Origin of the sequence: Thalassococcus sp. S3 (assembly GCF_004216475.1) — a bacterium.
Taxonomy (GTDB): Bacteria; Pseudomonadota; Alphaproteobacteria; order Rhodobacterales; family Rhodobacteraceae.
In genome coordinates, this window is the sequence record NZ_CP022303.1 from 1,469,876 (window position 1) to 1,493,027 (window position 23,152).

At 61.5% G+C, this 23,152-nt stretch carries 24 protein-coding genes; 9 read left to right on the forward strand and 15 right to left on the reverse strand.

Annotated elements, in window-relative coordinates:
- Positions 1-7: 7 nt before the first annotated feature.
- Positions 8-640: a uracil phosphoribosyltransferase gene (gene upp, locus CFI11_RS07375; RefSeq protein WP_130404548.1), complete on the forward strand. Its 633-nt coding sequence runs from the start codon at positions 8-10 to the stop codon at positions 638-640.
- A 222-nt stretch (positions 641-862) separates the two neighbouring features.
- Complete coding sequence (locus CFI11_RS07380; RefSeq protein WP_165390210.1) at positions 863-1,975, forward strand: SPOR domain-containing protein; 1,113 nt, start codon at positions 863-865, stop codon at positions 1,973-1,975.
- A gap of 33 nt (positions 1,976-2,008) precedes the next feature.
- Here the strand turns inward: CFI11_RS07380 and CFI11_RS07385 are convergent, their stop codons facing one another.
- A complete protein-coding gene (locus tag CFI11_RS07385) occupies positions 2,009-3,022 on the reverse strand; it encodes a hypothetical protein (protein WP_130404552.1) in 1,014 nt (337 codons plus the stop codon).
- 87 nt (positions 3,023-3,109) lie between these two features.
- Positions 3,110-4,741 (reverse strand): AMP-binding protein, encoded by a 1,632-nt coding sequence (locus CFI11_RS07390; protein ID WP_130404554.1) that lies wholly within the window; start codon positions 4,739-4,741, stop codon positions 3,110-3,112.
- Between the two features lie 64 nt (positions 4,742-4,805).
- Here CFI11_RS07390 and CFI11_RS07395 point away from each other — a divergent pair, with 64 nt between their 5' ends.
- The 3 genes from CFI11_RS07395 (at position 4,806) to CFI11_RS07405 (ending at position 7,157) form a co-directional block, all read left to right on the forward strand.
- On the forward strand, positions 4,806-5,717 hold the full coding sequence (locus CFI11_RS07395) for a DMT family transporter (protein ID WP_130404556.1): 912 nt from the start codon (positions 4,806-4,808) through the stop codon (positions 5,715-5,717).
- A 15-nt stretch (positions 5,718-5,732) separates the two neighbouring features.
- Positions 5,733-6,395 (forward strand): sulfotransferase family 2 domain-containing protein, encoded by a 663-nt coding sequence (locus tag CFI11_RS07400; RefSeq protein ID WP_130404558.1) that lies wholly within the window; start codon positions 5,733-5,735, stop codon positions 6,393-6,395.
- 198 nt (positions 6,396-6,593) lie between these two features.
- Complete coding sequence (locus tag CFI11_RS07405; protein ID WP_165390211.1) at positions 6,594-7,157, forward strand: Hint domain-containing protein; 564 nt, start codon at positions 6,594-6,596, stop codon at positions 7,155-7,157.
- Positions 7,158-7,194: 37 nt separating this feature from the next.
- On the opposite strand, the gene CFI11_RS07410 is transcribed toward CFI11_RS07405, so the two are convergent.
- The 10 genes from CFI11_RS07410 to CFI11_RS07455 all read right to left on the reverse strand — a co-directional run bounded on the left by CFI11_RS07410 (position 7,195) and on the right by CFI11_RS07455 (position 17,275).
- A complete protein-coding gene (locus tag CFI11_RS07410) occupies positions 7,195-9,402 on the reverse strand; it encodes a 3-hydroxyacyl-CoA dehydrogenase NAD-binding domain-containing protein (RefSeq protein ID WP_130404562.1) in 2,208 nt (735 codons plus the stop codon).
- Entirely contained in the window at positions 9,399-10,361 is a 963-nt protein-coding gene (locus CFI11_RS07415; protein ID WP_130404564.1) for a hypothetical protein, read from the reverse strand. The genes CFI11_RS07410 and CFI11_RS07415 overlap by 4 nt, the downstream gene beginning before the upstream one ends.
- Positions 10,362-10,364: 3 nt before the next feature.
- The gene (locus CFI11_RS07420) at positions 10,365-11,576 is read right to left on the reverse strand and encodes an acetyl-CoA C-acetyltransferase (RefSeq protein ID WP_130404566.1); all 1,212 of its coding nucleotides are present in this window, start codon (positions 11,574-11,576) and stop codon (positions 10,365-10,367) included.
- Positions 11,577-11,609: 33 nt separating this feature from the next.
- Complete coding sequence (gene yidD, locus CFI11_RS07425) at positions 11,610-11,990, reverse strand: membrane protein insertion efficiency factor YidD (protein WP_130404568.1); 381 nt, start codon at positions 11,988-11,990, stop codon at positions 11,610-11,612.
- A gap of 3 nt (positions 11,991-11,993) precedes the next feature.
- Positions 11,994-12,632 carry a glutathione S-transferase family protein gene (locus CFI11_RS07430; protein WP_130404570.1) on the reverse strand — a complete coding sequence of 213 codons (639 nt, stop codon included), beginning with the start codon at positions 12,630-12,632 and terminating at the stop codon, positions 11,994-11,996.
- Between the two features lie 310 nt (positions 12,633-12,942).
- Complete coding sequence (locus tag CFI11_RS07435; RefSeq protein WP_130409953.1) at positions 12,943-14,091, reverse strand: acyl-CoA dehydrogenase family protein; 1,149 nt, start codon at positions 14,089-14,091, stop codon at positions 12,943-12,945.
- Between the two features lie 30 nt (positions 14,092-14,121).
- Positions 14,122-14,334, reverse strand: coding sequence for a hypothetical protein (locus CFI11_RS07440; protein WP_130404572.1), 213 nt, complete (start codon positions 14,332-14,334; stop codon positions 14,122-14,124).
- A gap of 56 nt (positions 14,335-14,390) precedes the next feature.
- The gene (locus CFI11_RS07445; protein WP_130404574.1) at positions 14,391-16,172 is read right to left on the reverse strand and encodes an acyl-CoA dehydrogenase C-terminal domain-containing protein; all 1,782 of its coding nucleotides are present in this window, start codon (positions 16,170-16,172) and stop codon (positions 14,391-14,393) included.
- 40 nt (positions 16,173-16,212) lie between these two features.
- Positions 16,213-16,614, reverse strand: coding sequence for a MerR family DNA-binding transcriptional regulator (locus tag CFI11_RS07450; RefSeq protein ID WP_130404576.1), 402 nt, complete (start codon positions 16,612-16,614; stop codon positions 16,213-16,215).
- Between the two features lie 289 nt (positions 16,615-16,903).
- Positions 16,904-17,275, reverse strand: a complete 372-nt coding sequence (locus tag CFI11_RS07455; protein ID WP_130404578.1) for a MerR family DNA-binding transcriptional regulator — start codon at positions 17,273-17,275, stop codon at positions 16,904-16,906.
- Positions 17,276-17,399: 124 nt separating this feature from the next.
- Between CFI11_RS07455 and CFI11_RS07460 the strand changes: the two genes are divergently transcribed.
- The 3 genes from CFI11_RS07460 to CFI11_RS07470 are packed head-to-tail and all read left to right on the forward strand — an operon-like array spanning position 17,400 to position 19,645.
- Positions 17,400-17,819 (forward strand): PaaI family thioesterase, encoded by a 420-nt coding sequence (locus CFI11_RS07460; protein ID WP_130409954.1) that lies wholly within the window; start codon positions 17,400-17,402, stop codon positions 17,817-17,819.
- A 1-nt stretch (position 17,820) separates the two neighbouring features.
- Complete coding sequence (locus CFI11_RS07465) at positions 17,821-18,333, forward strand: PaaI family thioesterase (protein WP_130404580.1); 513 nt, start codon at positions 17,821-17,823, stop codon at positions 18,331-18,333.
- Complete coding sequence (locus CFI11_RS07470; RefSeq protein ID WP_130404582.1) at positions 18,326-19,645, forward strand: MATE family efflux transporter; 1,320 nt, start codon at positions 18,326-18,328, stop codon at positions 19,643-19,645. The genes CFI11_RS07465 and CFI11_RS07470 overlap by 8 nt, the downstream gene beginning before the upstream one ends.
- Here CFI11_RS07470 and CFI11_RS07475 read toward each other — a convergent pair.
- The 3 genes from CFI11_RS07475 to CFI11_RS07485 are packed head-to-tail and all read right to left on the reverse strand — an operon-like array spanning position 19,642 to position 21,448.
- Positions 19,642-20,688, reverse strand: coding sequence for a quinone-dependent dihydroorotate dehydrogenase (locus tag CFI11_RS07475; RefSeq protein ID WP_130404584.1), 1,047 nt, complete (start codon positions 20,686-20,688; stop codon positions 19,642-19,644). The genes CFI11_RS07470 and CFI11_RS07475 overlap by 4 nt on opposite strands.
- Positions 20,685-21,113, reverse strand: a complete 429-nt coding sequence (locus CFI11_RS07480) for a DUF1330 domain-containing protein (RefSeq protein WP_130404586.1) — start codon at positions 21,111-21,113, stop codon at positions 20,685-20,687. Before CFI11_RS07480 ends, CFI11_RS07475 begins: the two co-directional genes overlap by 4 nt.
- Positions 21,110-21,448: a DUF952 domain-containing protein gene (locus tag CFI11_RS07485; RefSeq protein WP_130404588.1), complete on the reverse strand. Its 339-nt coding sequence runs from the start codon at positions 21,446-21,448 to the stop codon at positions 21,110-21,112. Before CFI11_RS07485 ends, CFI11_RS07480 begins: the two co-directional genes overlap by 4 nt.
- Before the next feature lie 108 nt (positions 21,449-21,556).
- On the opposite strand from CFI11_RS07485, the gene CFI11_RS07490 reads away from it, so the two are divergent.
- Entirely contained in the window at positions 21,557-23,149 is a 1,593-nt protein-coding gene (locus tag CFI11_RS07490) for a bifunctional UDP-sugar hydrolase/5'-nucleotidase (protein ID WP_130404590.1), read from the forward strand.
- Positions 23,150-23,152 lie beyond the last annotated feature (3 nt).

Sequence of the window (23,152 nt, forward strand, 5' to 3'; positions counted from 1 at the left end):
GTGTCTCATGGCCGAGCATCTGACGATCGTCGATCACCCGCTGGTGCAGCACAAGCTGACGCTGATGCGGGACAAGGGGACGCCGACGGCGGTGTTTCGTCAGACATTGAAGGAAATCAGCCAGCTGCTGGCCTATGAGATCACCCGTGAATTGCCGATGACCCACAAGCCCATCGACACCCCGATGGAAGAAATGGATGCCCCGGTTCTTGCCGGAAAGAAGATGGCGCTGGTGTCGATCCTGCGGGCAGGCAACGGGCTTCTGGACGGGGTGCTGGAGCTTATCCCGTCAGCACGGGTGGGGTTCGTCGGGCTCTACCGCGATGAAGAGACGCTTGAGCCGGTGCAATATTATTTCAAGGTGCCGGATGCCCTGGAAGACAGGCTCGTGATTGCCGTCGATCCGATGCTGGCGACGGGTAACAGTTCCGCGGCGGCGGTGGAGTTGCTGAAGAAGGCCGGCGCGAGGAATATCCGGTTCATGTGCCTGCTTGCCGCGCCGGAGGGGGTGTCGCGGATGAAAGAGGCGCATCCGGACGTGCCCATCGTCACCGCCGCGCTGGATCGCGGGCTGAACGAAAAGGGCTATATCATGCCCGGTCTTGGCGATGCGGGCGATCGGATGTTCGGCACCAAATAACTAAGCCCGCGCGCTTTACTCAGCCAGTCTTTTGCTGCATCCTCGCCGCCATATCTTGTGGGGGCACAGATGAAGTTTACAAGAATTATTGCTGCCAGTTTTGCAGTTGCATGTTTTGGATGGACCGCGGCGTCGGCCCAATCGCTGCGGGGAAATACCGCGCCGGCGGAGTTCCCGCCAGCATCTTTCACAGGAAATCAATATGTTGACAGCCGCGGCTGTGTGTTCATCCGCGCAGGTATCGACGGCAACGTGACCTGGGTGCCAAGGGTAAGCCGGAACCGTCAGCAGGTGTGCGGCGCGCGGCCGTCACTGGCCCGTTCGGCGGGGACAACGGCCACCGCCGCGCCAACTCCGAGAGCGGTGCAGATCACGCCCAATGCACAACCTGCCGCGACCGCACGGCCCGCGCCGCAGCGCGTGGTGCGCACACCTCAACCTACGCAGCGCGTCGTGCGGACCCAGCGCCGGGCGCCGATACCCACAATCGCAACGACGACGAAGCCACCCGCACCCGTGATCCGGCGCGCGCCCGTGACCCAGCGCAAGCCTGCGCCGGCGCCAAAGCCGGTGACAATACAGCAACCCAGACAAACGGCGCCTGTGACGATCAAGCGGTCAGGACGGTGTCCGGGCGCGTCGGCGATCAGCCAGAGGTACATCAACGATGGCAGCCGCTACCCCGTACGCTGCGGCCCTCAGCGAGAAGCGCCCGTGACACTGCCGGGCGACAGCATCTCGCTTGCGCCGGGAGCGGACGGATACCAGCTTGCCGAGGCCGACACGCTGAGATCAGGAACACGCGTGGTGCCGAAGCATGTCTATATCAAGCGCCAGAACACCACGAATGTCGTGGTTCCCGAAGGCTATCGCCGGGTTTGGGAGGATGACCGTCTCAACCCGCGCCGGGCGGAGCAGACGCTGCAGGGCCACGCCCAGACGCAGCAGATCTGGACCAACCAAATGCCACGCCGTCTGGCCGACCCGACCCGCCGGGTGCGGTCAAAGCAACCTACCGTGCATGTTCCCGCACAGCTGGGCCTGCGTCCCGAAGCACCGACCGTGTCCACAAAACAGCGCGTGTCACAGAAGGCGGCCCAGGTGAAGTCGGGCCAGCATTTTGTGCAGGTTGGTGTGTTCGGCCAGCCCCGTAACGCCGAAGCGACAGCCCAACGTATGGGGCGCACCGGGCTTCCTGTCCGCATGGGGACACTGACACGCGGCGGCACGTCCTATCGCCTTGTGATGGTTGGCCCGTTTTCAAACAGTCGCGACGCTCAAAACGCGTTGCGGGTGGCGCGCCAGGCTGGTTTCAAGGATGCTTATATCCGCTAGTATGAGCTTCCGGGTCTCGCAGGAGGCCCGGCTTTAACCCTCGCAAATGCTTTGCAGCAAAAGCCAGTCCCTGTCTCTCATCAGCGGCGTCGTATCGCGCCCGGCCATCGGGTCAGCCTCGATCAGGCCAAGAACGGTTTCGCCGGTAATGTCGCGCGCATAGGCGTAGGGGGACGAACGCAGCTCTGCCTGCGCGAAGCCTGCGAGCAGAACATCGTCGTTTAACGGCGGCCTTGCATTCATCAGCAGGGCTTCGGCGTAGGCATCAAGGATCTCGTCGCTCAGCCGCCCCGTGGTGATCAGCCGAAAGGCGGCCCAAAGACCGCTGCCTTCCAGCAGGGCGGCAAGAGGGTCGGTCATGTCGGCCCGGATCTGCTCGGCCAGGATATAGCCGGCCGCGACATCGGGTTCTTCATGATCCTCGATGATCGCGCGGTTCAAAAGGATGATGCCACCGGGCAGGTGCATGCTGTCCCGGACCCCGGCGGGCAGGATCACCAGACGCTCGGTCCCGGTCTGGCTGGCCAGTTCGGCAAGCGCAGGTCTTGCGTCGGCAAAATCACAGGCCGCGCCCGAAACACGCTCGATCCGGCCAAGGAGCGCTTCTCCGATTTCTTCACGCTTGATGTCGGGTACGACCGACACCGTGTGCCGTTTCATCGCGCCCGGCAGCCAGAAGAGGGCCAGTGCTGCAATCGCAAGGCTGATCGCCAGCCCGGACAGCCAGCGCAGACGCCCCGGATGCGGCCGCGCCTTGTCGATTGCGGTCCGCAAGGTTTCGATGGCATCGATCATTTGCGCTTCGTTTTCCGAGAATTCCAGAACTTCGCTGGCATCTTCATCGGGGCTGTAAATGGCAGGGCGCTCTCCGGGATTGAGACGGACAAGGGCGGCCAGCGACCAATGGGCCAGGGCCTGATCCTTCAGATCGCTGATCACCAGCGTGGCATCCCCGATGGACACGATCACCTCCCGACGCTGGCCATCGGGGGTATCGCGCCAAAGGGCGGTGGCTTCCAACCGCTGATACTGTGTCAGAGCTGTCATAGGCTCGGGATCTGCTCATGCCTTATTTTAAGGCAAGCGTATCATGGGCGTCGCCTCAAGAGCAAACTCCTTGGGGGATGGGGCGGCCTACGTCAGATTGGCCGCCAGTTTGCGCAGTTCGAATTTCTGGATCTTCCCCGTCGATGTTTTGGGAAGCTCCCGAAACACAACGGACTTCGGCGCCTTGAAGCCTGCCAGTGTTTCACGGCTAAAGGCGATCAGCGCTGCCGCGTCTGCATCTGCGCCCTCTTTCAGCTCGACGAACGCGCAGGGCACCTCACCCCATTTCTCATCCGGCTTTGCCACAACCGCGGCCAAAAGCACGTCCGGATGCGCCATGAGGACCCCCTCCACTTCGACCGAGGAGATATTTTCGCCACCCGAAATGATGATGTCCTTGGCGCGGTCGGCGATCTGGATGTAACCGTCGGGATGCTGGACGGCGATGTCGCCGGAATGGAAGTACCCGCCTTTGAAGCTTTCCGCGGTGGCTTCGGGGTTTTTGAGATAACCCTTCATGACGGAGTTCCCACGCATCACGATCTCTCCCTGATCGGATCCGTTCTTGGGGATCTGCTGCATGTTTTCGTCAAGCACCGTGATATCGTCCATCATCGGGAAGGCGACACCCTGGCGGGCCTTGATCGCGGCCCGCCCGTCGGTGTCCAGCGCGTCCCATTGGCCGCCCTTCCAAAGACATTCGGTGACATGCCCGTAGGTTTCGGTCAGCCCGTAGACCTGGGTGACGTGAAAACCCAACGGCTCGATCTTGGCCAGCGTCGCGGGGGCCGGGGGCGCCCCGGCGGTGAAGACCTCGACCGTATGGGCAAAGCTGCGACGTTCGTCTTCGGGCGCGTTGACAAGCATGTTCAAAACAATCGGCGCGCCGCCGAAATGGGTGACGCCCTCATCGGCGATGGCGTTGTAGATGTTCGGCGCGGTGATGTCCCGGCAGCAGACCAGCGTACCGCCAAGCACGGGCATCATCCAGGTGTGGTTCCAGCCATTGCAGTGAAACAGCGGCACGATGGCCAGGTAGGTTGGATGCAGCACCATACGCCACGATATGACAGTGCCCATCGTCATCAGATAAGCGCCGCGATGGTGATAAACGACGCCCTTCGGCCGTCCCGTGGTGCCCGAGGTGTAATTGAGCGCGAGGCTTTCCCATTCATCCCGGGGCAGGATCCAGTCAAAGTCGTGATCGGCCTCGGCCAGGATATCCTCATAAAGCGGGTGCCGGCCACTGGCGGGCCATCCCGCATGCGGATCCGGCACTTCGATGATCAGGGGGCCGTCGCCTTCCATGCGGTCCTTGGCGGCTTCGGCCAGCTCCAGGAACTGGGTGTCCGCAAGCACGACCTTCGCGGCGCCATGCCCAAAGATGTAAGACACGGTGTCGAGATCAAGCCGGGTGTTGATCGTGTTGAGGACAGCGCCGCAGGCGGGCACGCCAAAATGCGCCTCGGCCTGGGCGGGCAGGTTCGGGATGAGCGTTGCCACCACGTCGCCCGGTTTCACGCCCATACCCGCAAGGGCCGAGGCGAGGCGCGTGCAACGGTCATAATATTCCGCGTAGGATTTGCGATGCGCGCCGTAAACGACCGCCGTGTGATCGGAAAAGACATGAGCGGCGCGCCTCAGGTGTGACAGGGGTGTCAAAGGCACGTAATTCGCAGCCGTTTTCTCCAGACCGGTTTCATCCGCCAACCAACCCATTGCATCCTCCCTCGCTTTCCGCGCAATTGCATTTTGACGGGGATAATGGAGCGACGGATTAGGAATGCAAACGCCAATCCTTCAAACGCGACCGCTTTTGGCCGCGGCCTCGATGGTGGCTGCGATGTCGGTCATCGGTGTGATCGACAACGTCATTCCTCTGATCGCGGCCGAGATCGGGCTTTGGCAGTTCCATGCCACACGGGCATCTTTGGCGATCCCGTTGGTCGTGGCGATGTCGCTCCTTGGGTTCGGCGCGTTGCGGCCGCTACGCTTGTGGGCCGTCGCCCTGCGCAGTGCGCTGGTGGCAACGTCGATGCTTTTCTACTTCACGGCGCTCGCCCTTATGCCGATCGCTCAGGCTTTGGCGGGTCTTTTCACCTCTCCGATCTTCATATTGCTGATCTCCGCGCTTGTCTTGAAGGACCCTGTGGGTCCGTGGCGCGTTCTCGCGGTGGCCATCGGGTTTGTCGGCATCCTTCTGGTGCTGCAGCCCGATCCGTCGCGCTTTGATGTTGTCGCCCTGATCCCGGTCGCCGGTGGGTTCTTTTATGCCCTCGGCGCGGTTGCCACGCGCAGCCTTTGCGGTGGCGAAAGCACGATGTCGCTTCTCGCGGGCATGTGGCTGACCCTTGGGGCGATGGGTCTGGTTGGCCTTTTCGTGCTCTCCCTATGGCCCGCAGCGCCTGAGCCGGGCGCTGCCGGCTTTGTCACCCGCGCCTGGGTCTGGCCCATGTGGCAATCCGCCCCTTGGGTTGCTGTGCAGGCTGCTGGGTCGGTGATTGGAGTGTTTCTGATCATCAAGGCCTACCAGCTGGGCGAACCGTCCTACGTGTCGGTTTTCGAATATTCGGTCATGATCTTCGGGCCGCTTTTTGCGTTTCTCGTGTTCGATCAGGCAGTCACTCAGATGCAGATCCTGGGCATTTTCTGTATCGCGCTGGCCGGGGGCGTTATTGCCCTTCGTTCGAAATAGGATAGCCTTTCGGGTATGATTATCTCACGCGGTCGCGGCTATGTTTTTGTCCATATACCCAAGACCGGAGGAACCGCTCTTGCGCTGGCGTTAGAGGCACGGGCGATGAAAGATGACATGATGCTGGGCGATACGCCCAAGGCCAAGAAGCGGCGCAATCGCTTGAAAGCGGTGCAGGCGCGGGGGCGGTTGTGGAAGCATTCCACGCTCGCCGATATCGACGGTCTTGTGTCGCTGCAGGATCTTGCGGGCCTTTGCGCGTTTACACTGGTTCGCAATCCCTGGGACAGGGCGGTCAGCTATTATCACTGGCTGCAGACCCAGACCTTCGATCATGCGGCGGTGACGCTTGCCAAGAGCCGGGACTTTCCGGCCTTCGTCACGCATCCGGTGATCCAGGCTAGTTTCCGCGATGCGCCCGCATCGGCCTATATGCGTCGGGCCGATGGGGTAGAGCAATGTGCGGCCTACATCCGGCTGGAGCATTTCGAAAGCGACGTGCAGCCGGTGGTCGATCACCTTGGATTTGATCTTGTTCTTCCAAAGGCCAACAGCTCAGACCGGGATTCGGACTACAGGCTCTACTATACCGATACAGCCCGTGCCGCGGTGCAGGATGCGTGCGCCGAAGATATCGACCGGTTTGGCTATGACTTCGACCAGGGATATCTTGGCTGAACAGGGCAGATGCGATGCCCTGAAAATGCCACAATGTTTTTGAGTTCTGCCTTATCAGGGACATTTCCCGACCATCTGGTGTCGTTAACCAATTTTAAGAATTCGTGAACCGCAGGGTGTGAGATGTTTGGCTGGAAGACGAAAAGAGCTGTAAACAGGCGCCTGGCCGAGCCTGGGGGCGCTCAGGACGGCGGATACATGGCGGCGCCGACCGGGTTTATGACGGGCACGCGCGTGGCGTCGAACCTGGGGTGGACGAATGTCGAAACGCTTGCGCTGGGCGACAAGGTTCTGACCTTCGACAATGGAATGCAGGTGGTCACCGACATTCAGCGGGACGTCCTCTGGGATGTTCCCGACCGCGTTGCACGCGCGCTTTGGCCCATGCATGTGCCGCGCGGGGCGCTGGGCAACCGGGTCGATATGCAACTGATGCCCGATCAGGGCGTGATGATCGAAAGCGATGCTGTTGTGGACGTGCTGGGAGATCCGTTCGCCATCGTACCGGCGCGGGCTTTGAATGGCTATCACGGCATCGCCCCCATGGTGCCGTCCGACCCGTGCGAGATCATCGTGTTGTCTTTTGACACGGACGAGGTCATCTATGCCGAAGGCGGGCTCTTGGCCTATTGCCCCCGCCCGCGCTGTATCGTGCGCGACGATTTCCAAGCGCTCGACATGTTCTATACGGTGCTCGACATGCCCGCAGCAACGATGCTGATCGAGGATATGACGGCCCAGGGCACGCCGCAGCTGACCTGAAAAGAAAAGGGGCGCCGAAGCGCCCCTGATCCATTCCTTACTCCGCAGCAACGGCTTCGGCCGGGCCGAACCTGCCATAGAAGGTCTGGCCTTTCTCGGCCATCTCCCGGAGCAGCGGCGGGCAGGTGAAACGTTCGCCGAATTTCTCGGTCAGCTCATCGCACCGCTTGGCCGCATAGGGTGCGCCGATGATGTCGAGCCAGCTGAACGGGCCACCCGACCACGGGGCAAAACCCCAACCCAGGATCGCGCCGACGTCGCCTTCGCGGATGTCTTCCAGCACGCCTTCCTCCAGCGCGCGCACCGCTTCGAGAACCTGTGCGAACATCAGGCGTTCCTGCACCTCGATCAGGTCGGGCTGTTCGTCCGCCAGCGGGTACTTGTCGTGGATGCCCTTCCAATAGCCAATGCGCTTGCCCTTCTCGTCATAATCGAAATAGCCGGCCTTGGCCTTGCGGCCCAGACGGCCCTGCTCCTCCATCCAGACGATCAGATCGTCGGCTTCGGAAGCAGGGTAGGCATTGCCCATGGCGGCTTTCGTGGCGCGCATGATCTTGGTCGCCAGATCAATCGACGTCTCGTCGCCCAGTTGCACCGGTCCCACGGGGAAGCCAAGCTGCTGTGCTGCATGGTCGATGAGGGCCGGAGCCACGCCTTCGGTGATCATCCGCGTGGCTTCGTTGCCGTAAGGAATGATGCAACGGTTGGCGTAGAAGAAGCGTGCGTCGTTGACCACGATCGGCGTCTTACGGATCTGGCGCACGTAATCGAGCGATTTGGCCACCGCCCGGTCGCCGGTTTCCTTGCCCTTGATGATTTCCACCAGCAGCATCTTTTCGACGGGCGAGAAGAAGTGGATGCCGATGAATTGCTCAGGCCGGCTCGATGCCTTGGCCAGATCGCTGATCGGCAGGGTCGAGGTGTTGGAGGCAAAAATGCAATCTTCGGGAATGATCGCCTCGACCTTCTTGGTCATCTCGGCCTTCACGCCGGGATCTTCGAAGACGGCTTCGATGATCAGATCGCAGCCTTTCAGGTGCTCCAGATCCGGCGTTGCGGTGATCAGGCCAAGCATCGCCTCTTTCTTTTCGGGCGTGACCTTTTTGCGGGCGATCCCCTTGTCGAGATAGGCTTCGGTGTAGGCTTTGCCCTTGTCGGCCGCTTCCTGGTCACGGTCGATCAGGACAACCTCCATGCCTGCCTGGGCGGAGACGAGCGCGATGCCCGCGCCCATCATGCCGGCGCCCAGAACGCCCAGTTTCTTGACCCGTTGATCCGGTACGCCCTCGGGTCGCACAGCGCCTTTCTCCAGAGCTTCTTTGTTGAGGAAGAGCGACCGGATCATTGCGCCGGAGGAGGGGTTCATCAGCACGTTGGTAAACCAGCGCGCCTCGATCTTCAGAGCGGTGTCGAAAGGCACGAGCGCGCCTTCATAGACGGCACTCAGCAGCGCCTTGGCAGCGGGGAAAGCGCCCTGGGTCTTGCCGTTCACCATCGCGTTGGCGCCCACGAAATTCATGAAGCCCGCGGGATGGTAGGGCGCGCCGCCCGGCATCTTGTAGCCCTTGGCATCCCACGGCTTGACCAGATCCGCATCGGTGGCGTTCAGCACCCACTCTTTCGCGGCAGCGACAGGGTCGGCGACGACCTCGTCCACCAGACCTCCGGATTTGGCCTTAGCGGGTTCCACCATCTTGCCTTCCAGAAGGAACGGTGCCGCACCCACGGCGCCCAGCTTGCGCACGAGGCGGGTGGTACCGCCAGCACCGGGGAAGATGCCGACCATGATTTCCGGCAGGCCGATGCGGGCCTTAGGGTTGTCGGCGACAAAAATGCGGTGTGTGGCCAGCGGCAGCTCCAGCCCTATGCCGGCGGCAGTGCCGGGCAGGGCCGCAGCGATCGGCTTGCCGCCCTTGTTGGTCTTGGCGTCCATGCCCGCACGCTCGATCTTGCGCAGGAGGGCGTGCATCTGCATCGTGCCTTCAAAGAGACCCTTGGCCGGTTTGTCGCCCGCATCCTCTTTCATCTTGGCCAGCAGGTTCAGGTCCATGCCGCCCGCGAAAGAGCCGTCCTTGCCGGAGGTGATGACGATGCCCTTCACGGCCTCATCGGCCAAAGCGTCGTCGATCAGGTCATTCAGCTGACCCAGCCCGTCGATGGACATCACGTTCATCGACTTTCCGGGCACGTCCCAGGTGATGATGGCGACGCCATCGTCGCCTTTGTTCATGGTGAAATCGGTCATGTCCGGGTCCTTTCCTGGATTTGTCTGAGGGTCACCAGCGTCTCGGACGGCTCTGGTGACGTGTATGGGAATTCGGTGTTGGCCACGGCGTTGGTGGCCGATGTCATGCGCCACGTGGTCCCCTCGCGTTCGAGGATCATGCGGCTGCGCACCGGGCCGACGATCACCTCACCCCGGCTGCTCATGGTTGTTGTGTGATATCCGCAGATGAGGTTGCCGCTGAGAAACTCAGCCTGTGCAGCCTCGCGGACGAAGCTGTCGATCTCGTAGTCGCGGATCAGACCCAGCAACATATCAAAGAAGGGGCGGATGTCAGCGGGGCTCTTCAGCACCTTGTCATGTACCTCGCCATGGGCGGTATAGGGAAAACGGCAGAGGGCACAGTAGGCTTCGAAATCATTGTCGAGGCTGGCTTGGGTCAGTGCGTCGATAAAGCCCTGATAAAGGGTCATCGGCTCAGCTTGTGAGCGGCGGATATCCCCCTCGATCTGCTGGAACGGCAGCAATTTGCCTCCGTCCTGCGGAACATGACCCGTCAGCAACGGCCAGCCGGGACTGGAGACGGCGCTGTGCACTTCGGCAAATTTCCATGTCTCTTCGTGCATCTGAAGAACGATCCGGCTGGTGTAGCTTGGAATGATCCGCGTGGCATTCCGAAGGGTGTGGGTGACGTGGTGGCCGAGGATGAAGTCGGGTCTCAGGAATTCGGCATCCGAGGCAAGGCAGATCAACTGGTTGACGCCTTGCCCCTTCAGCGATTGTGAAAAGGCCCGACAGCCGTCGAGGAGGTCCTCTTCGGTTTCGATGATCGTCCGGGCGCTCAACGTTTGGCGCAGGCAGGGCAATTTCACGCATGCGCTGACGGTCTGCATATCCCCTTCCAGGATCGCGCGGGCCAGTGTGTCCAGCGCATCCTGATAAAGAAGCAGAGCGTCAGGTTCTGCGTGAAACCCTGACATGGCTTAGACGCGCTCGATGATCGTCGCCGCCCCCATCCCCGATGCGATACAGAGCGTTGCGAGACCGGTTTCCTTGTCGGTCCGCTCCATCTCATCAAGCAGCGTGCCGATGATGATCGCCCCGGTCGCACCCAGCGGATGACCCATCGCGATGGAGCCGCCGTTGACGTTGACCATTGCAGGATCGACGTCAAAAGCTTGCTGGAACCGCAGGACGACCGATGCGAAGGCCTCGTTCACCTCAAAGAGGTCGATATCGCCGATCTCCATGCCGTGATCTTTCAGGATTTTCTCGGTCACCGGGACGGGTCCGGTCAGCATAATGGTGGGCTCGGTCCCGATCTTGGCCGTGGCCTTGATCCGCGCGCGGGGCTTCAGGCCGTATTTCTCACCGAATTCCTTGTTGCCGATCAGAACGGCGGCGGCGCCATCCACGATGCCCGAGGAGTTGCCGGCGTGGTGGATGTGATTGATCCGCTCCAGCTCTGGGTATTTCAGCATCGCGACCTTGTCGAAGCCTGGCATCTGCTCGCCCATCATCTGGAACGAGGCATTCAGCGCGCCGAGGCTTTGCATATCGGTGCCGGGACGCATGTATTCGTCATGATCGAGGATCGGCAGACCGTTCTGGTCTTTCACGGTGATGACCGATTTCGAGAAGCGGTTGTCGTCCCACGCCTCTTTCGCGCGGCGTTGGGATTCGACGGCCAGCGCGTCCGCATCATCGCGGGAGAAGCCATATTTTGTGGCGATGATATCAGCGCTGATGCCTTGCGGCACGAAATAGGTGTCGAGCGCGACCGATGGATCGGCTGCAATCGCCGCGCCGTCGCTGCCCATGGCCACCCGGCCCATCATTTCGACCCCGCCGGCGATGTAGGCGTCGCCCGCGCCGCCCTTCACCTGGTTGGCTGCCAGGTTCACCGCCTCCATGCCCGAGGCGCAAAAGCGGTTGATCGCCAGGCCCGGAATACGTTGGTCGAGATCGGAGGCCAAAACGGCGGAGCGGGCGAGGCATCCCCCTTGCTCCATCACCTGGGTGACATTGCCCCAGATGACGTCCTCAACGGCATGACCTTCGAGGTTGTTGCGCTCCTTGACGGCATTCAGCGTTTGCGCGCTGAGCCGCAGGGCGGTGACTTCATGCAAAGCTCCGTCCTTGCGGCCCTTGCCGCGCGGGGTACGCAGAGCGTCATAGATATAGGCGTCGGTCATCTTTTGTGATCCTTCCTTGTGTTCGTCTCGTCTCTAGGGGCCGCAGCAATCAGGTGTGCAGTCCGGTGTGCCATCGCAACCGTCACCACCGCCACGTGGTCGCCCGCAGCCGGGCATATTGCCCGAGCCGCAGCAGCTGCACGCGTCGCAGTAATCGTACCAGCGGGTCTTGTGTTTCTTGTTGTCGTCTTCTTCGTCTCGGCCGAGCGCGACTGCCGCCGCCTTGCAGGCCCGAAACCGATCGCGGATTGCGGGCAGGGCGGCGATCAACCCGACTTCGCGTATCCTCAGCGTGGCAAAGCCAGAACAGCCTGTCCCGCCATAGGCCAGCCTGTAGGCGCAGCCATAGCCCTTCCGTGGCGACAGCACCTGCTGATAGCCATGGATAAGCAGGAGGGAGAGGTGGCTGAGCATGGCTCACGCAGCACTCCCTTTCACGGAGCGGGGCATCAGATCATAGGGATGCTTCCAGCCCGGCTGATCGGAAAGACGCGTGAGCCAGGCATCGATGTGAGGCCAATCGGCACGGTCAAAGCCAAAGGGCTCGGGGTAGTAGAGATAGCCACAGCAGCTCAGGTCGGCGTTCGTGATACCGTCGCCCACAATCCAGTCGCGGCCTTCCAGATGTGCATCAAGTACCTGATAGGCCGCCTTGAGCCGACCCTGGTTGAAGCCGATCACCTCTTGCGGGCGTTTGTCCTCGGGCAGGAAGTTCATCAGAAACCGCGTCACACCCGCCATCGAGCTGAGCTTGTGGTTGTCCCACAGCACCCAGCGCAACACCTCGCGGCGCTCGGCGGCGTCCTTGCCGCCAAACTTGCCGGACTTTTCGGCAACATAGTCCTGGATGACGCCCGATTGGCTGAGTTTTGTATCTCCGTCCACCAGCACGGGGGCTTCGCCCATCGCGTTGATCTCACGATATTCAGGTGTGCGCGCCGCGCCGTTGAAAAAATCGACAAAGACCGGCTCCCAATCGAGGCCGGAGAGTTGCAGCGCGATGGCGGCCTTGTAGGAATTGCCGCTTTCACCGAAGCAATAGAGTTGGATTGTCATTGGCGCGCTGCCCCTCCCGTGGCGCGTGTTGTGGAAGACGGAGTGGGGGTTTCACACCCCCACACCCCCGTGGAGTTTATCTGGCAAGATGAAGAGGTAGCCTCTTCACCCCTCATTAACGTTAATGCGCTTATGCTTGTCCTGCGTCGCAGGCTGGAGAGCTGAGCGGCGTGCAAGGTGAAGCTCCGCTTCCCAGGCCTCGGTATATCGCCGCCCTTGGGAAGCGGGGTGGACCACCCCTCTTCATCTTGCCAGATAAACTCCCGCCGGAGGCTCCCGCGGTTGGCAAAGGGCGCTGATATCAGGCTTTTCAAAGCGATCTCGCAATCAGTTCTTTCATGATCTCGTTGGTGCCGCCATAGATCCGCTGCACCCGCGCGTCGGCCCACATCTCGCCCACGCCGTATTCTATCATGAACCCGTAGCCGCCATGGAGTTGGACACATTCGTCCAGAACCTCGCCTTGCGTATCGGTGAGCCAGTATTTGGCCATCGCGGCCTTTTCGACCGAAAGCGCACCGCGCAGATGCTCCTCGATGCATTCGTTGAGGAAGGCGCGTGCCACCATCGTTTTGGTTTTGCATTCCGCCAGTTTGAACCGGGTGTTCTGGAACTGGGTCAGCGGCCCGCCGAAAGCCTCGCGTTCCTTGCAATAGGTGATTGTCCGCTCCACCGCGCCTTCCATCGCACCTACCGCGCCACAGGCGATGGCAAGGCGTTCCTGTGGAAGCTGCTCCATCATCTGGTAAAAGCCGCGCCCTTCCTCGCCGCCAAGGATGTTTTCCGGCGGAATGTCGACATTGTCGAAGAAAAGCTCGGACGTATCAGCAGCATGCAGGCCGACCTTTTCGAGGTTGCGGCCTCTCTGAAAGCCCTCGGCCCCGTCGGTTTCGACCACCACCATCGACACGCCCTTGGCCCCCTGGCCGGGGTCGGTCTTGGCGGCGACGATGATCAGGTTGGCGTGCTGGCCGTTCGAGATGAAGGTCTTTTGGCCGGAGAGTTTGTAGGAATTGCCCTCGCGCACGGCCTTGGTACGGATGGATTGCACATCCGATCCGGTCGAGGGTTCCGTCATCGCAAGCGCGCCCACCAGTTCGCCCGAGACCAGGCGGGGGAGCCAGCGCTTCTTCTGCTCTTCACTGCCATAGGCGAGGATGTAATGCGCCACGATCGGTCCGTGGATGGCAACGCCCCAGCTTGCCAGATTGGCGCGGCTCGCTTCGATGAGGATCGCCGCCTCGTGACCGAAGTCCCCTCCGGCGCCGCCATATGCCTCGGGCACCGAGGGGCAAAGCAGCCCCAGCTCACCCGCCTGTTGCCAGATGCCGCGGTCCATCTGGCCCTGTTGGCGCCATTTGTCGAAATGCGGCGCCCATTCGTTGTCGATGAATTGCGCCGTCATATCGGCGATCATGCGATGCTCTTCGGTCATCCAGGTCGAGCTGGCCGAAAACATGTCTTTCATGGCGTCCTCCCTTGGCGCGGATCAGCGTTTGCGATCTTCGAGCTCGCTGTTAAAGAGTCGCAGGCGATGGCCCAGATTGTCGGCATCGGTCACGCTGTCGAAATGCTCGAAGAGAAACGACAGCGCCTCGCCCTCGTCCAGCCCGGCCTCATCGGCAAAGCGTTTCAAGCGACGATATCCGTCCTCGGTCATCGCGACCGGGAACCGGCGGGTCAGGCGAAAGCGTTTTGGCATCACTCCCCCAATGCCAGAAAAGGAGGGTAGGGCGGGGTTTACCCCGCCCCGGACCCTTAGAAGTTTGCCGCGTCCAGCGCCATTACGGTTTCTGCGCCCGTCTCGATCCGTGCCAGATGCGTGGCCGTCATCGGCAATTGCCGTGCCATATAGTAGCGGCCCGTCGCCAGCTTTGTCTCGTAGAACGCCGCGTCGGACGTGCCTCCGTCCAGAGCCGTCTTCGCAGCCAGACCCATGCGCGCCCACATGAGGCCCAGGCAGACCTGGCCGAACATGTGCATGAAGTCGTAAGAGCCGGCCAGAGCGTTGTTTGGGTTCTTCATGCCGTTCTGCATGAAATACATGCCCGCCGCCTGCAGGTCTTTGGATGCCTGCTTGAGCGGTTCGATGAAGTCGCGGTCATAGTCCGCGTCCTTGCCCGCATTTTCCTTGATGAAGCTCTTGACCATCTCAAAGAAGGCCATGACGTGCTTGCCGCCGTCCTGGGCCAGCTTGCGGCCCACGAGATCCAGCGCCTGAACGCCGTTGGCCCCTTCGTAGATCATCGCGATCCGAGCGTCGCGGGTATATTGCGACATGCCCCATTCCTCGATGTAGCCATGGCCGCCATAGACCTGCTGGGCCTTGATGGTCATGTCATAGCCGACATCCGTCAGGAAGCCCTTGATGACCGGGGTCAGCAGCGAGATCAGGCCGTCCGCATCCTTGTCCTTGGACCGGTGCGCCTGGTCGATCAGGGTCGCGCCCCAAAGGACGAAGGCCCGTGCGCCTTCGGCAAAGCTTTTCTGGTCCATCAGCGACCGGCGGATATCGGGGTGAACGATCAGCGGATCGGCCGGGCCATCGGGGTTTTTCGCACCAGTCACGTCGCGGCCCTGCAAGCGGTCCTTGGCGTATTCCAGCGCGTTCTGATAGGCGACATCAGCCTGGGCCAGGCCTTGCATGCCCACGCCCAAACGCGCTTCGTTCATCATGGTGAACATGGCGCGCATGCCTTTGTGTTCCTCGCCCAGCAGATAGCCGGTGGCCTCGTCATAGTTCATCACACAGGTCGAGTTGCCGTGGATGCCCATCTTCTCTTCGATCTTGCCGCAGGATACGCCGTTGCGTGCGCCGAGGCTGCCATCGTCGTTCACAAGAATTTTCGGCACGATGAACAGCGACACGCCCTTGATCCCCTCAGGGCCGCCCGTGATCTTTGCCAGCACGAGGTGGATGATGTTATCCGCCATGTCATGCTCGCCGGACGAGATGAAAATCTTCTGTCCGCTGATCTTGTAGCTCCCATCTGCCTGAGGCTCCGCCTTGGTCCGCATCATCCCCAGATCGGTCCCGCAATGCGGCTCGGTCAGGTTCATGGTTCCCGTCCAGTCACAACTGACCATCTTGGGCAGATAGGTGTCTTTCTGCTGTTCAGTGCCGTGGGCCAGGATGGCCGAAGCCGCTCCGTGAGTGAGGCCCTGGTACATCGTGAAGGCTTGGTTGGAGGCCGAGAACATCTCGCCCACCGCTGTGCCCATGACATAGGGCATGTTCTGGCCGCCATATTGTTCGGGCATATCCAGCCCCGGCCAGCCGCCTTCCTTGACTTGTTCGAACGCCTCTTTGAACCCCTTGGGTGTCCGCACCACGCCGTTTTCCAGCGTACAGCCCTCGGTGTCGCCCACCACGTTCAGGGGGGCCAGCACTTCGGAACTGATCTTGCCGGCTTCTTCGAGAATGGCGCCGGTGAAATCGGCCTCCAGCTCGTCATAGCCGGGAATGTCGGATTTGGTGACATTCAGAACGTCATGCAGCACGAACTGCATGTCCTTCGTAGGTGCGGTATATGTTGGCATTGGGATCTCCCTAGGAATTAAGGTCGTTCTCAGACTTTGTTTATTCGGCCGCGCGTTTCGGCGTGTTGAGCGAGTGGATCATCTTCTCGCCCCATTTGAGCTGCTCTTTCAGGTCGTCGATCGCCTGGGTCAGCTCGTCACGCTGGGCCTCCATATCAGCCAGCCGGTTCTGTGCGATCTCATAGGTGCGGGACAGCTGGGTGAGCTGCTGATCGCCCATGTGATAGAGATCGAGAAGCTGGCGGATCTCCTCTAGGCTGAAGCCAAAGCGCTTGCCGCGCAGGATCAGCTTCAACCGCGCCCGGTCACGTTTGGTGAACAGACGCTTCTGCCCGTCCCGGATGGGGAAGAGCAATTCTTTGCTTTCGTAGAATCGCAAGGTGCGCGGGGTGACGTCGAAGGCGTCGCACATCTCACGAATGGTCATCGTGTCAGAACTCATCATCTTCACTCTCGTCAACTTTTTGGGATGACCGTTAGGTGCGGAACTCCGCAGCGTTTTACAACTCTGCTTGACGTTGACGTAAGCTCTACGTCACGTCACTTTTAGCTTGACGTAAGATCAATCAACGTCACCCTACGTAAATCGCAAGAAAATAACCCAGTCGCGGAATCCGGCGCCTTAAAAGGGTAAGGAAATCCGTACCTTAGCTGCACGCCTCATAGAAACGATTTGAGCGATAGAGGCCGTCAGACTTGCAAAGGCGCCGTCTTGCGCCCTGAGCGATTCTTTAGCTCGGTAGGCCAGCGGCGGTTTGATCCCGCAGCTTTTGAAGCTCGTCCATGGCTTCCTGCAACTGGGCGCGTTGATCCAGAAGCTCCAGCATCTGCCGATCCGCCATCTCCAGAAAAGCGCGCATCTGGGCTTCGTTGCCCTCGTTTTCGTAGATCAGAAGCCACTGCCGGATCTCTTCGAGTTGAAATCCGAATTTTCGTCCCCGCAGGATCAGCTTCATCCGCGCGCATTCGCGTGGGCCATAAAACCGGGAACGGCCTTCGCGATCGGGCTGCAAAAGCTCAATATACTCGTAGTATCGAAGTGTACGCGGGGTCACGTCGAACTCGGCGCACATTTCTTTGAACGACAGTCGTGTGTCTGACATGTCACCCTCTTCTTCTTGATCCAAGCGTAGGCTTTTGAACTGAGGAGTTCAACAGGCGGGCTTGCGCTTGGATGGATGCGAGGCTCATAAAGGCGCCGGGGCGGTGCAGGTGACGGAGCAAAGCATGGTGGACAAGGCCAAACTGGCCCGGCAATTCATTGAGGCAATCCCACATTCGCGTGCGCTGGGCATGACGCTGACCGATATCGGCGATGGCTCGGCCGAGATCCGGATGGGATACGATCCCAGGTTCGTGGGCGACCCTAAAACCGGTGTCATCCATGGCGGCGCGGTCTCGGCGGTGATGGACACATGCTGCGGCGCCGCGGTGATGAGACATCCGGACGCCCCTGCAGGCACGGCGACGATCGACCTGCGCATCGATTATATGCGCGCAGCCACGCCGGGACAGGCCATCACGACCCGCGCGACCTGCTATCACATCACCCGTTCGGTCGCGTTCGTGCGCGCCACGGCCACGGATGAAGACACCGACCGCCCGGTGGCCACCGCCACGGGTGCCTTCACGGTGGAGCTGCGCTGAGATGGCGCGCCCCCGTCCCGAACCCGTTCAGGTGGTCAAACAGCGGCGCGATGCGGCGCTCAAGGCGCTGGTTCATTGCGTGCCTTACATCCAGTTTCTGGGTATCGAGTTTGACCGGCGCGGCGATGAGCTGACCGGCGTGCTGCCTTTCGACGAAAAACTGATCGGCAATCCGCTTTTGCCAGCGCTGCATGGCGGCGTGACGGCGGCCTTTCTCGAAGTCACTGCGATCATGACACTCAGCTGGTCGGTCTTGTGGGAGGATGTCGAAAGCGGCGCCATTGACGTGGAGCGCCTTGAAGCCGGCGATCTGCCACGCCTGCCCAAGACCATTGACTTCACCGTCGACTACCTCCGCTCCGGCCTGCCGCGCGACGGATATGCCCGCGCGCGGCTCAACCGCTCGGGCCGCCGTTATGCCAGCGTGCATGTCGAGGCCTGGCAGGACAATCGCGACAAGCTCTTTGCCCAAGCGACCGGACATTTCCTGATGCCGCCCCGGCAGGATGGCTGAGCAGACCGACATCACGCACAAACGCGTTCTGCGTGTCGCCGTACCGATTGTCATTTCAACGGCAACGGTGCCCATCCTCGGCGCCGTCGATACCGGCGTCGTCGGCCAGATGGGCGAGGCAGCCCCCATCGGCGCCGTCGGCATCGGCGCGATCATTCTCGGCGCCATCTACTGGATGTTCGGCTTTTTGCGCATGGGCACCGTGGGACTGACCGCGCAGGCGGTCGGGCAGGGCGACCGGGCGGAATTGCACGCCTTGTTGACGCGGGTTTTGCTGATCGGTTTCACTGCGGGTTTGGTGCTGATCGCGATTCAGGTGCCGCTCTTTGCTGGCGCCTTTCTGGTTGCGCCCGCCAGTGCCGAGGTTGAGGCGCTGGCCACCGGCTATATGCAGATCCGCATCTGGTCGGCCCCCGCCGCCATCGCAATCTACGGTATCACCGGCTGGCTTATCGCGCAGGAACGCACGCGCGAGGTGCTGATCCTGCAGCTTTGGATGAATGGTCTGAATGCCGGGCTCGACTTCTGGTTCGTCCTCGGCCTGGGCTGGGGTGTCGAGGGCGTGGCGCTTGGCACGTTCATCGCGGAGTGGAGCGGCGCGCTGCTCGGTCTTTGGTTCTGCCGCATGGGCTTTGCCGGGACCGCATGGCGAGATTGGGCCCGCATTTTCGACAAGACGCGGCTCAAGGTGATCTTTGCCGTCAATCGCGACATCCTGATCCGCTCTCTGCTGCTTGAGACGATCATTGTTTCGTTCATGTTTCTCGGCTCGGACTTTGGCGATGTCACGCTGGCAGCCAACCAGGTGCTGCTGCAGTTTCTGATGATCAGCGCCAGCGCGCTCGATGGCTTTGCCTTTGCTGCCGAAGCGCTTGTGGGCAAGACCGTTGGGGCACGGGACCGTCAAGCGTTGAGGCGCGCATCGGTGCTCAGCAGTCTTTGGGGCATTACGCTGAACGGTTTGATCGCGCTTGGCCTCGCGCTGGGCGGTCCAGCCTTGATCGACTTGATGGCCAAGGCGCCGGAGGTGCAGGAGGCCGCGCGTGCCTATCTGCCCTGGGTCGTGGCCGTTGCCATCCTCGGCGTACCGGGCTGGATGCTCGACGGGATCTTTGCGGGCGCAACGCGCACCCGCGACATGCGCAACATGATGGTGGTCAGCTTTCTGATCTATTGGGTGCTTGTCGCCATCGTCATTGGCCCGCTTGCCAATCACGGGTTGTGGTTCGCCCTGCTGATCGCGTTCATATCGCGCGGCGTGACGCTGGGCCTGCTATACCCATCGCTGGAGCGCATGGCCGAACGCGCCTAAAGCCAGGCGTCGCGTCCGGTTCCGACGGCTTCGGACACGCTGGCAAATCCGTCCCGTTTCAGGCGTCGGTCGATCCCTTCGGCAAGGCGCGGGACCAGCGACAGGCCTTCATAGACCAAGGCGGTATAAAGCTGGACCGCCGAGGCACCGGCGCGGATCTTGGCATAAGCATCGTCGGCAGAGCCGATCCCGCCAACGCCAATCAGCGGAATATCCGTGAGCGTCGACAGATAAGCCAGTACGCGGGTGGAGCGTTCGAAGAGCGGCGCGCCGGACAGGCCCCCTTTTTGCAGCCATTGCCCGCTGCGCAGACCCGCTCGGTTTAACGTGGTGTTGGTCGCGATGATCGCGTCGATCCGCGCCTCCTGCGCGACCGCCGCGATATCCGCGATCTCATCCTTGGTCAGATCGGGTGCGATCTTCAGGAAAACAGGAATTGGCGCAGCAAGATCCGCACGGGCCCGCATCACCCCGTCGAGAAGCGCGGCCAGCGCATCCCGCCCCTGTAGATCGCGAAGGGCTTCGGTGTTGGGGGAGGAGACATTTACGGTGGCAAAGTCCAGATGCGGGCCACAATGGCTCAGAACCTTTGCGAAATCCGCGGATCTGTCGGCACTTGTCTTGTTCGCGCCAAGGTTCAGCCCGATGACCGCGCCCTCGGGCCGCTCCGCCAGCCGTGGGGCGATGGCCTTCATCCCGTCGTTGTTGAACCCGAAGCGGTTGATCGCAGCCCTGTCTTCGCTCAGTCGGAACAATCGGGGGCGTGGATTGCCGGGCTGGGGGCGTGGGGTGGCGGCGCCCACTTCCAGAAACCCGAAACCTGTGCGGGCCAACGGTCTCAGCGCTTCGGCATTCTTGTCGAAACCCGCGGCGAGCCCCACAGGGTTTGGCAGCGCGATCCCTGCCACTGTCGTGCGCAAACGATCAGAGCTGACCGCTCCACCGCGAGGTCCCAGCCCTGCTCGCAATGCCCGCAACGCCAGCCCGTGCGCCGTTTCGGGGTCGAAGGAGCGCAGGGCGGTCAGGCCAAGCCCCTCGATCATCCAAAAAGCGCTCCGGTCTCAGCCGGCGCGCAGCGGATCAGTCGGGAGGTTGTGACAGCGGCCTGCCGATGAACGACCGCTTTTTGATACTCCGGGTCGGTGACCATTGCGAAAAAGCGATTGGCCTCCGGATCGCGCGCGATGAACATCAAATCCCACGCTTCGTCCGACGGTCCGATCAGCGTGATCTGGAAGGTGCCACGCCAGACGATCTTGCCTTCGAGGCGCTGGAAGACCGGGCCGCTTCCGTGGCTGTAACTCGCATACGCCTGTGCCCCGGTCAGGCTTTTGTCAGCCAAGGCGTGATCCTCGGGATAGACCGCCACATCCCGCAGTCGAACGAGGTTGAGCATCTCGATCGGCTGATCGCGGGGCAGGTCCTTGAAGGCCTCGAACTGGGCGCGCTCCGGATCGACAAAGGTCATCGCGCTTCCTCCGGAAAAGCGTGTTTTCCATCTGCCAGCGGCAGGGGCTTGGCCCAAAGCACATCCTCCATCCGCAGCTTGCGATAAAGATGCGGGAAATGCGCGCCGCCGCGCGACGGCTCCCATTTCAGCGCTGGCCCCATGGCGTCGGCTTCGCAGGCCAGCAAAGTCAGCCCGTCTTCACCGGCGAAATGCTTGGCTGCTGTCTCGGCGGCCTGCTCTGCGGTCGAAAAATGGACATAGCCATCGGCCAAATCCACAGGCGCGCCGTCCGTCTCTCCGGCCTCCTGGAGCGTGGCCCATTCGTCAGCGCGGAAAATCTTGAAAATCAGCATAGCCCGCTCATGCAATGCCGTGCGCGCCTGGTCAAGCGAAAGGCAGGCTTTGACAGGGCACATGAACCAGAGCACGATGCGACGATCTGCAATGACAAGGAATCTCTCATGCGCCTCAGCCCCCTGATGCTCTCTACCGCTGCTCTGAGCTTGTCGGCCGGTATGGCCGCCGCCGATTACACGCTGCACATCCTACATATCAACGATCTGCACAGCCGGATCGAACCGATCAACCGCTTCGACAGCACCTGTAGTGCCGAGGATGAGGGCGAGGGGAAGTGCTTTGGCGGCGTGGCGCGGGTGGCCACTCAGATCAACGCGCTGCGCGATGAGCTGACGGCAGCAGGCGAGAACGTGATCGTGCTGGATGCGGGCGATCAGTTTCAGGGCAGCCTGATGTATACGACCTATAAGGGTAAGGTCGAGGCCGAGTTCATGGAACAGATCGGCTTTGACGCCATGGCCGTGGGCAACCACGAATTCGACGACGGCCCGGAGAAGCTGGCGGAGTTCATCGACAAGGTGAGTTTTCCGGTGATCTCCGGCAATCTGGATCTCTCCGGCTCGAACCTGCTGCAGGGCAAGGTCGCCAATCATGTCGTGCTAGAGGTTGGCGGAGAGCGGATCGGCATGGTCTCGGCGCTGGCCACGGATACGGTAGAGACATCAAGCCCGGGGCCGACGGTGGTCTTTCAGGACGAGATCGAGGCCCTGCAGGAGGATGTCGCGGCGCTTGAGGCAGAAGGCGTGACCAAGATCATCGCGCTGAACCATGTGGGTCTTGCCGATGATCGCCGCATTGCCGAAGCGGTCGAAGGGCTCGATGCGGTCGTCGGAGGGCATTCCCATACGCTTTTGTCGAACAGTGACGAGGATGCAGCGGGCCCTTATCCGCTGATGGTGGGCGATGTGCCGGTGGTGCAGGCCTATGCCTATTCGAAATATCTCGGCCATCTGACGCTGACATTCGATGACGCCGGCGCGGTGACCGAGGCCACGGGCGATACGATCCTGCTGGATGCGTCGGTGACGCCGGATGCCGATATCGTGGCGCGCGTGGCCGAACTGGCCGGTCCCATCGAAGAACTGAAAGCGCGCGTGATCGGAGAGACGGCAGAGGCGATCGAGGGCGACCGCAATGTCTGCCGCGTGCAGGAATGCGCGATGGGCAACCTCGTGGCCGATGCGATGCTGGCCCGCGTGGCCGATCAGGGCGTGACGATTGCCATCGCCAACGCGGGCGGTCTGAGGGCGAGCATCGACGCGGGTGAGGTGACGATGGGCGAGGTGCTCACGGTGCTGCCTTTCCAGAACACGCTGTCCACCTTTGAGATTACTGGCGCGGGACTGGTCGAGGCGCTGGAGAATGGCGTGAGCCAGGTCGAAGACGTCAAGGGCCGCTTCCCGCAGGTGGCGGGCATGACCTTTACCTGGGATCCCAGCGTCGCACCGGGCGAGGGCCGGATCGTCGAGGTCATGGTGGCCGAGGGCGATGGCTTTGTGCCGCTCGATCCCGAGAAAACCTATCTGGTGACCACCAACAACTACGTGCGCAACGGCGGGGACGGCTATGCGATGTTCGCAGGCGACGACAAGAACGCCTATGATTTCGGGCCCGATCTGGCCGATGTGACGGCGGAATTTCTGGCCGATCAAGGCGCCTACCAGCCCTACACCGACGGTCGCATCAGCCAGAAGTAGCAG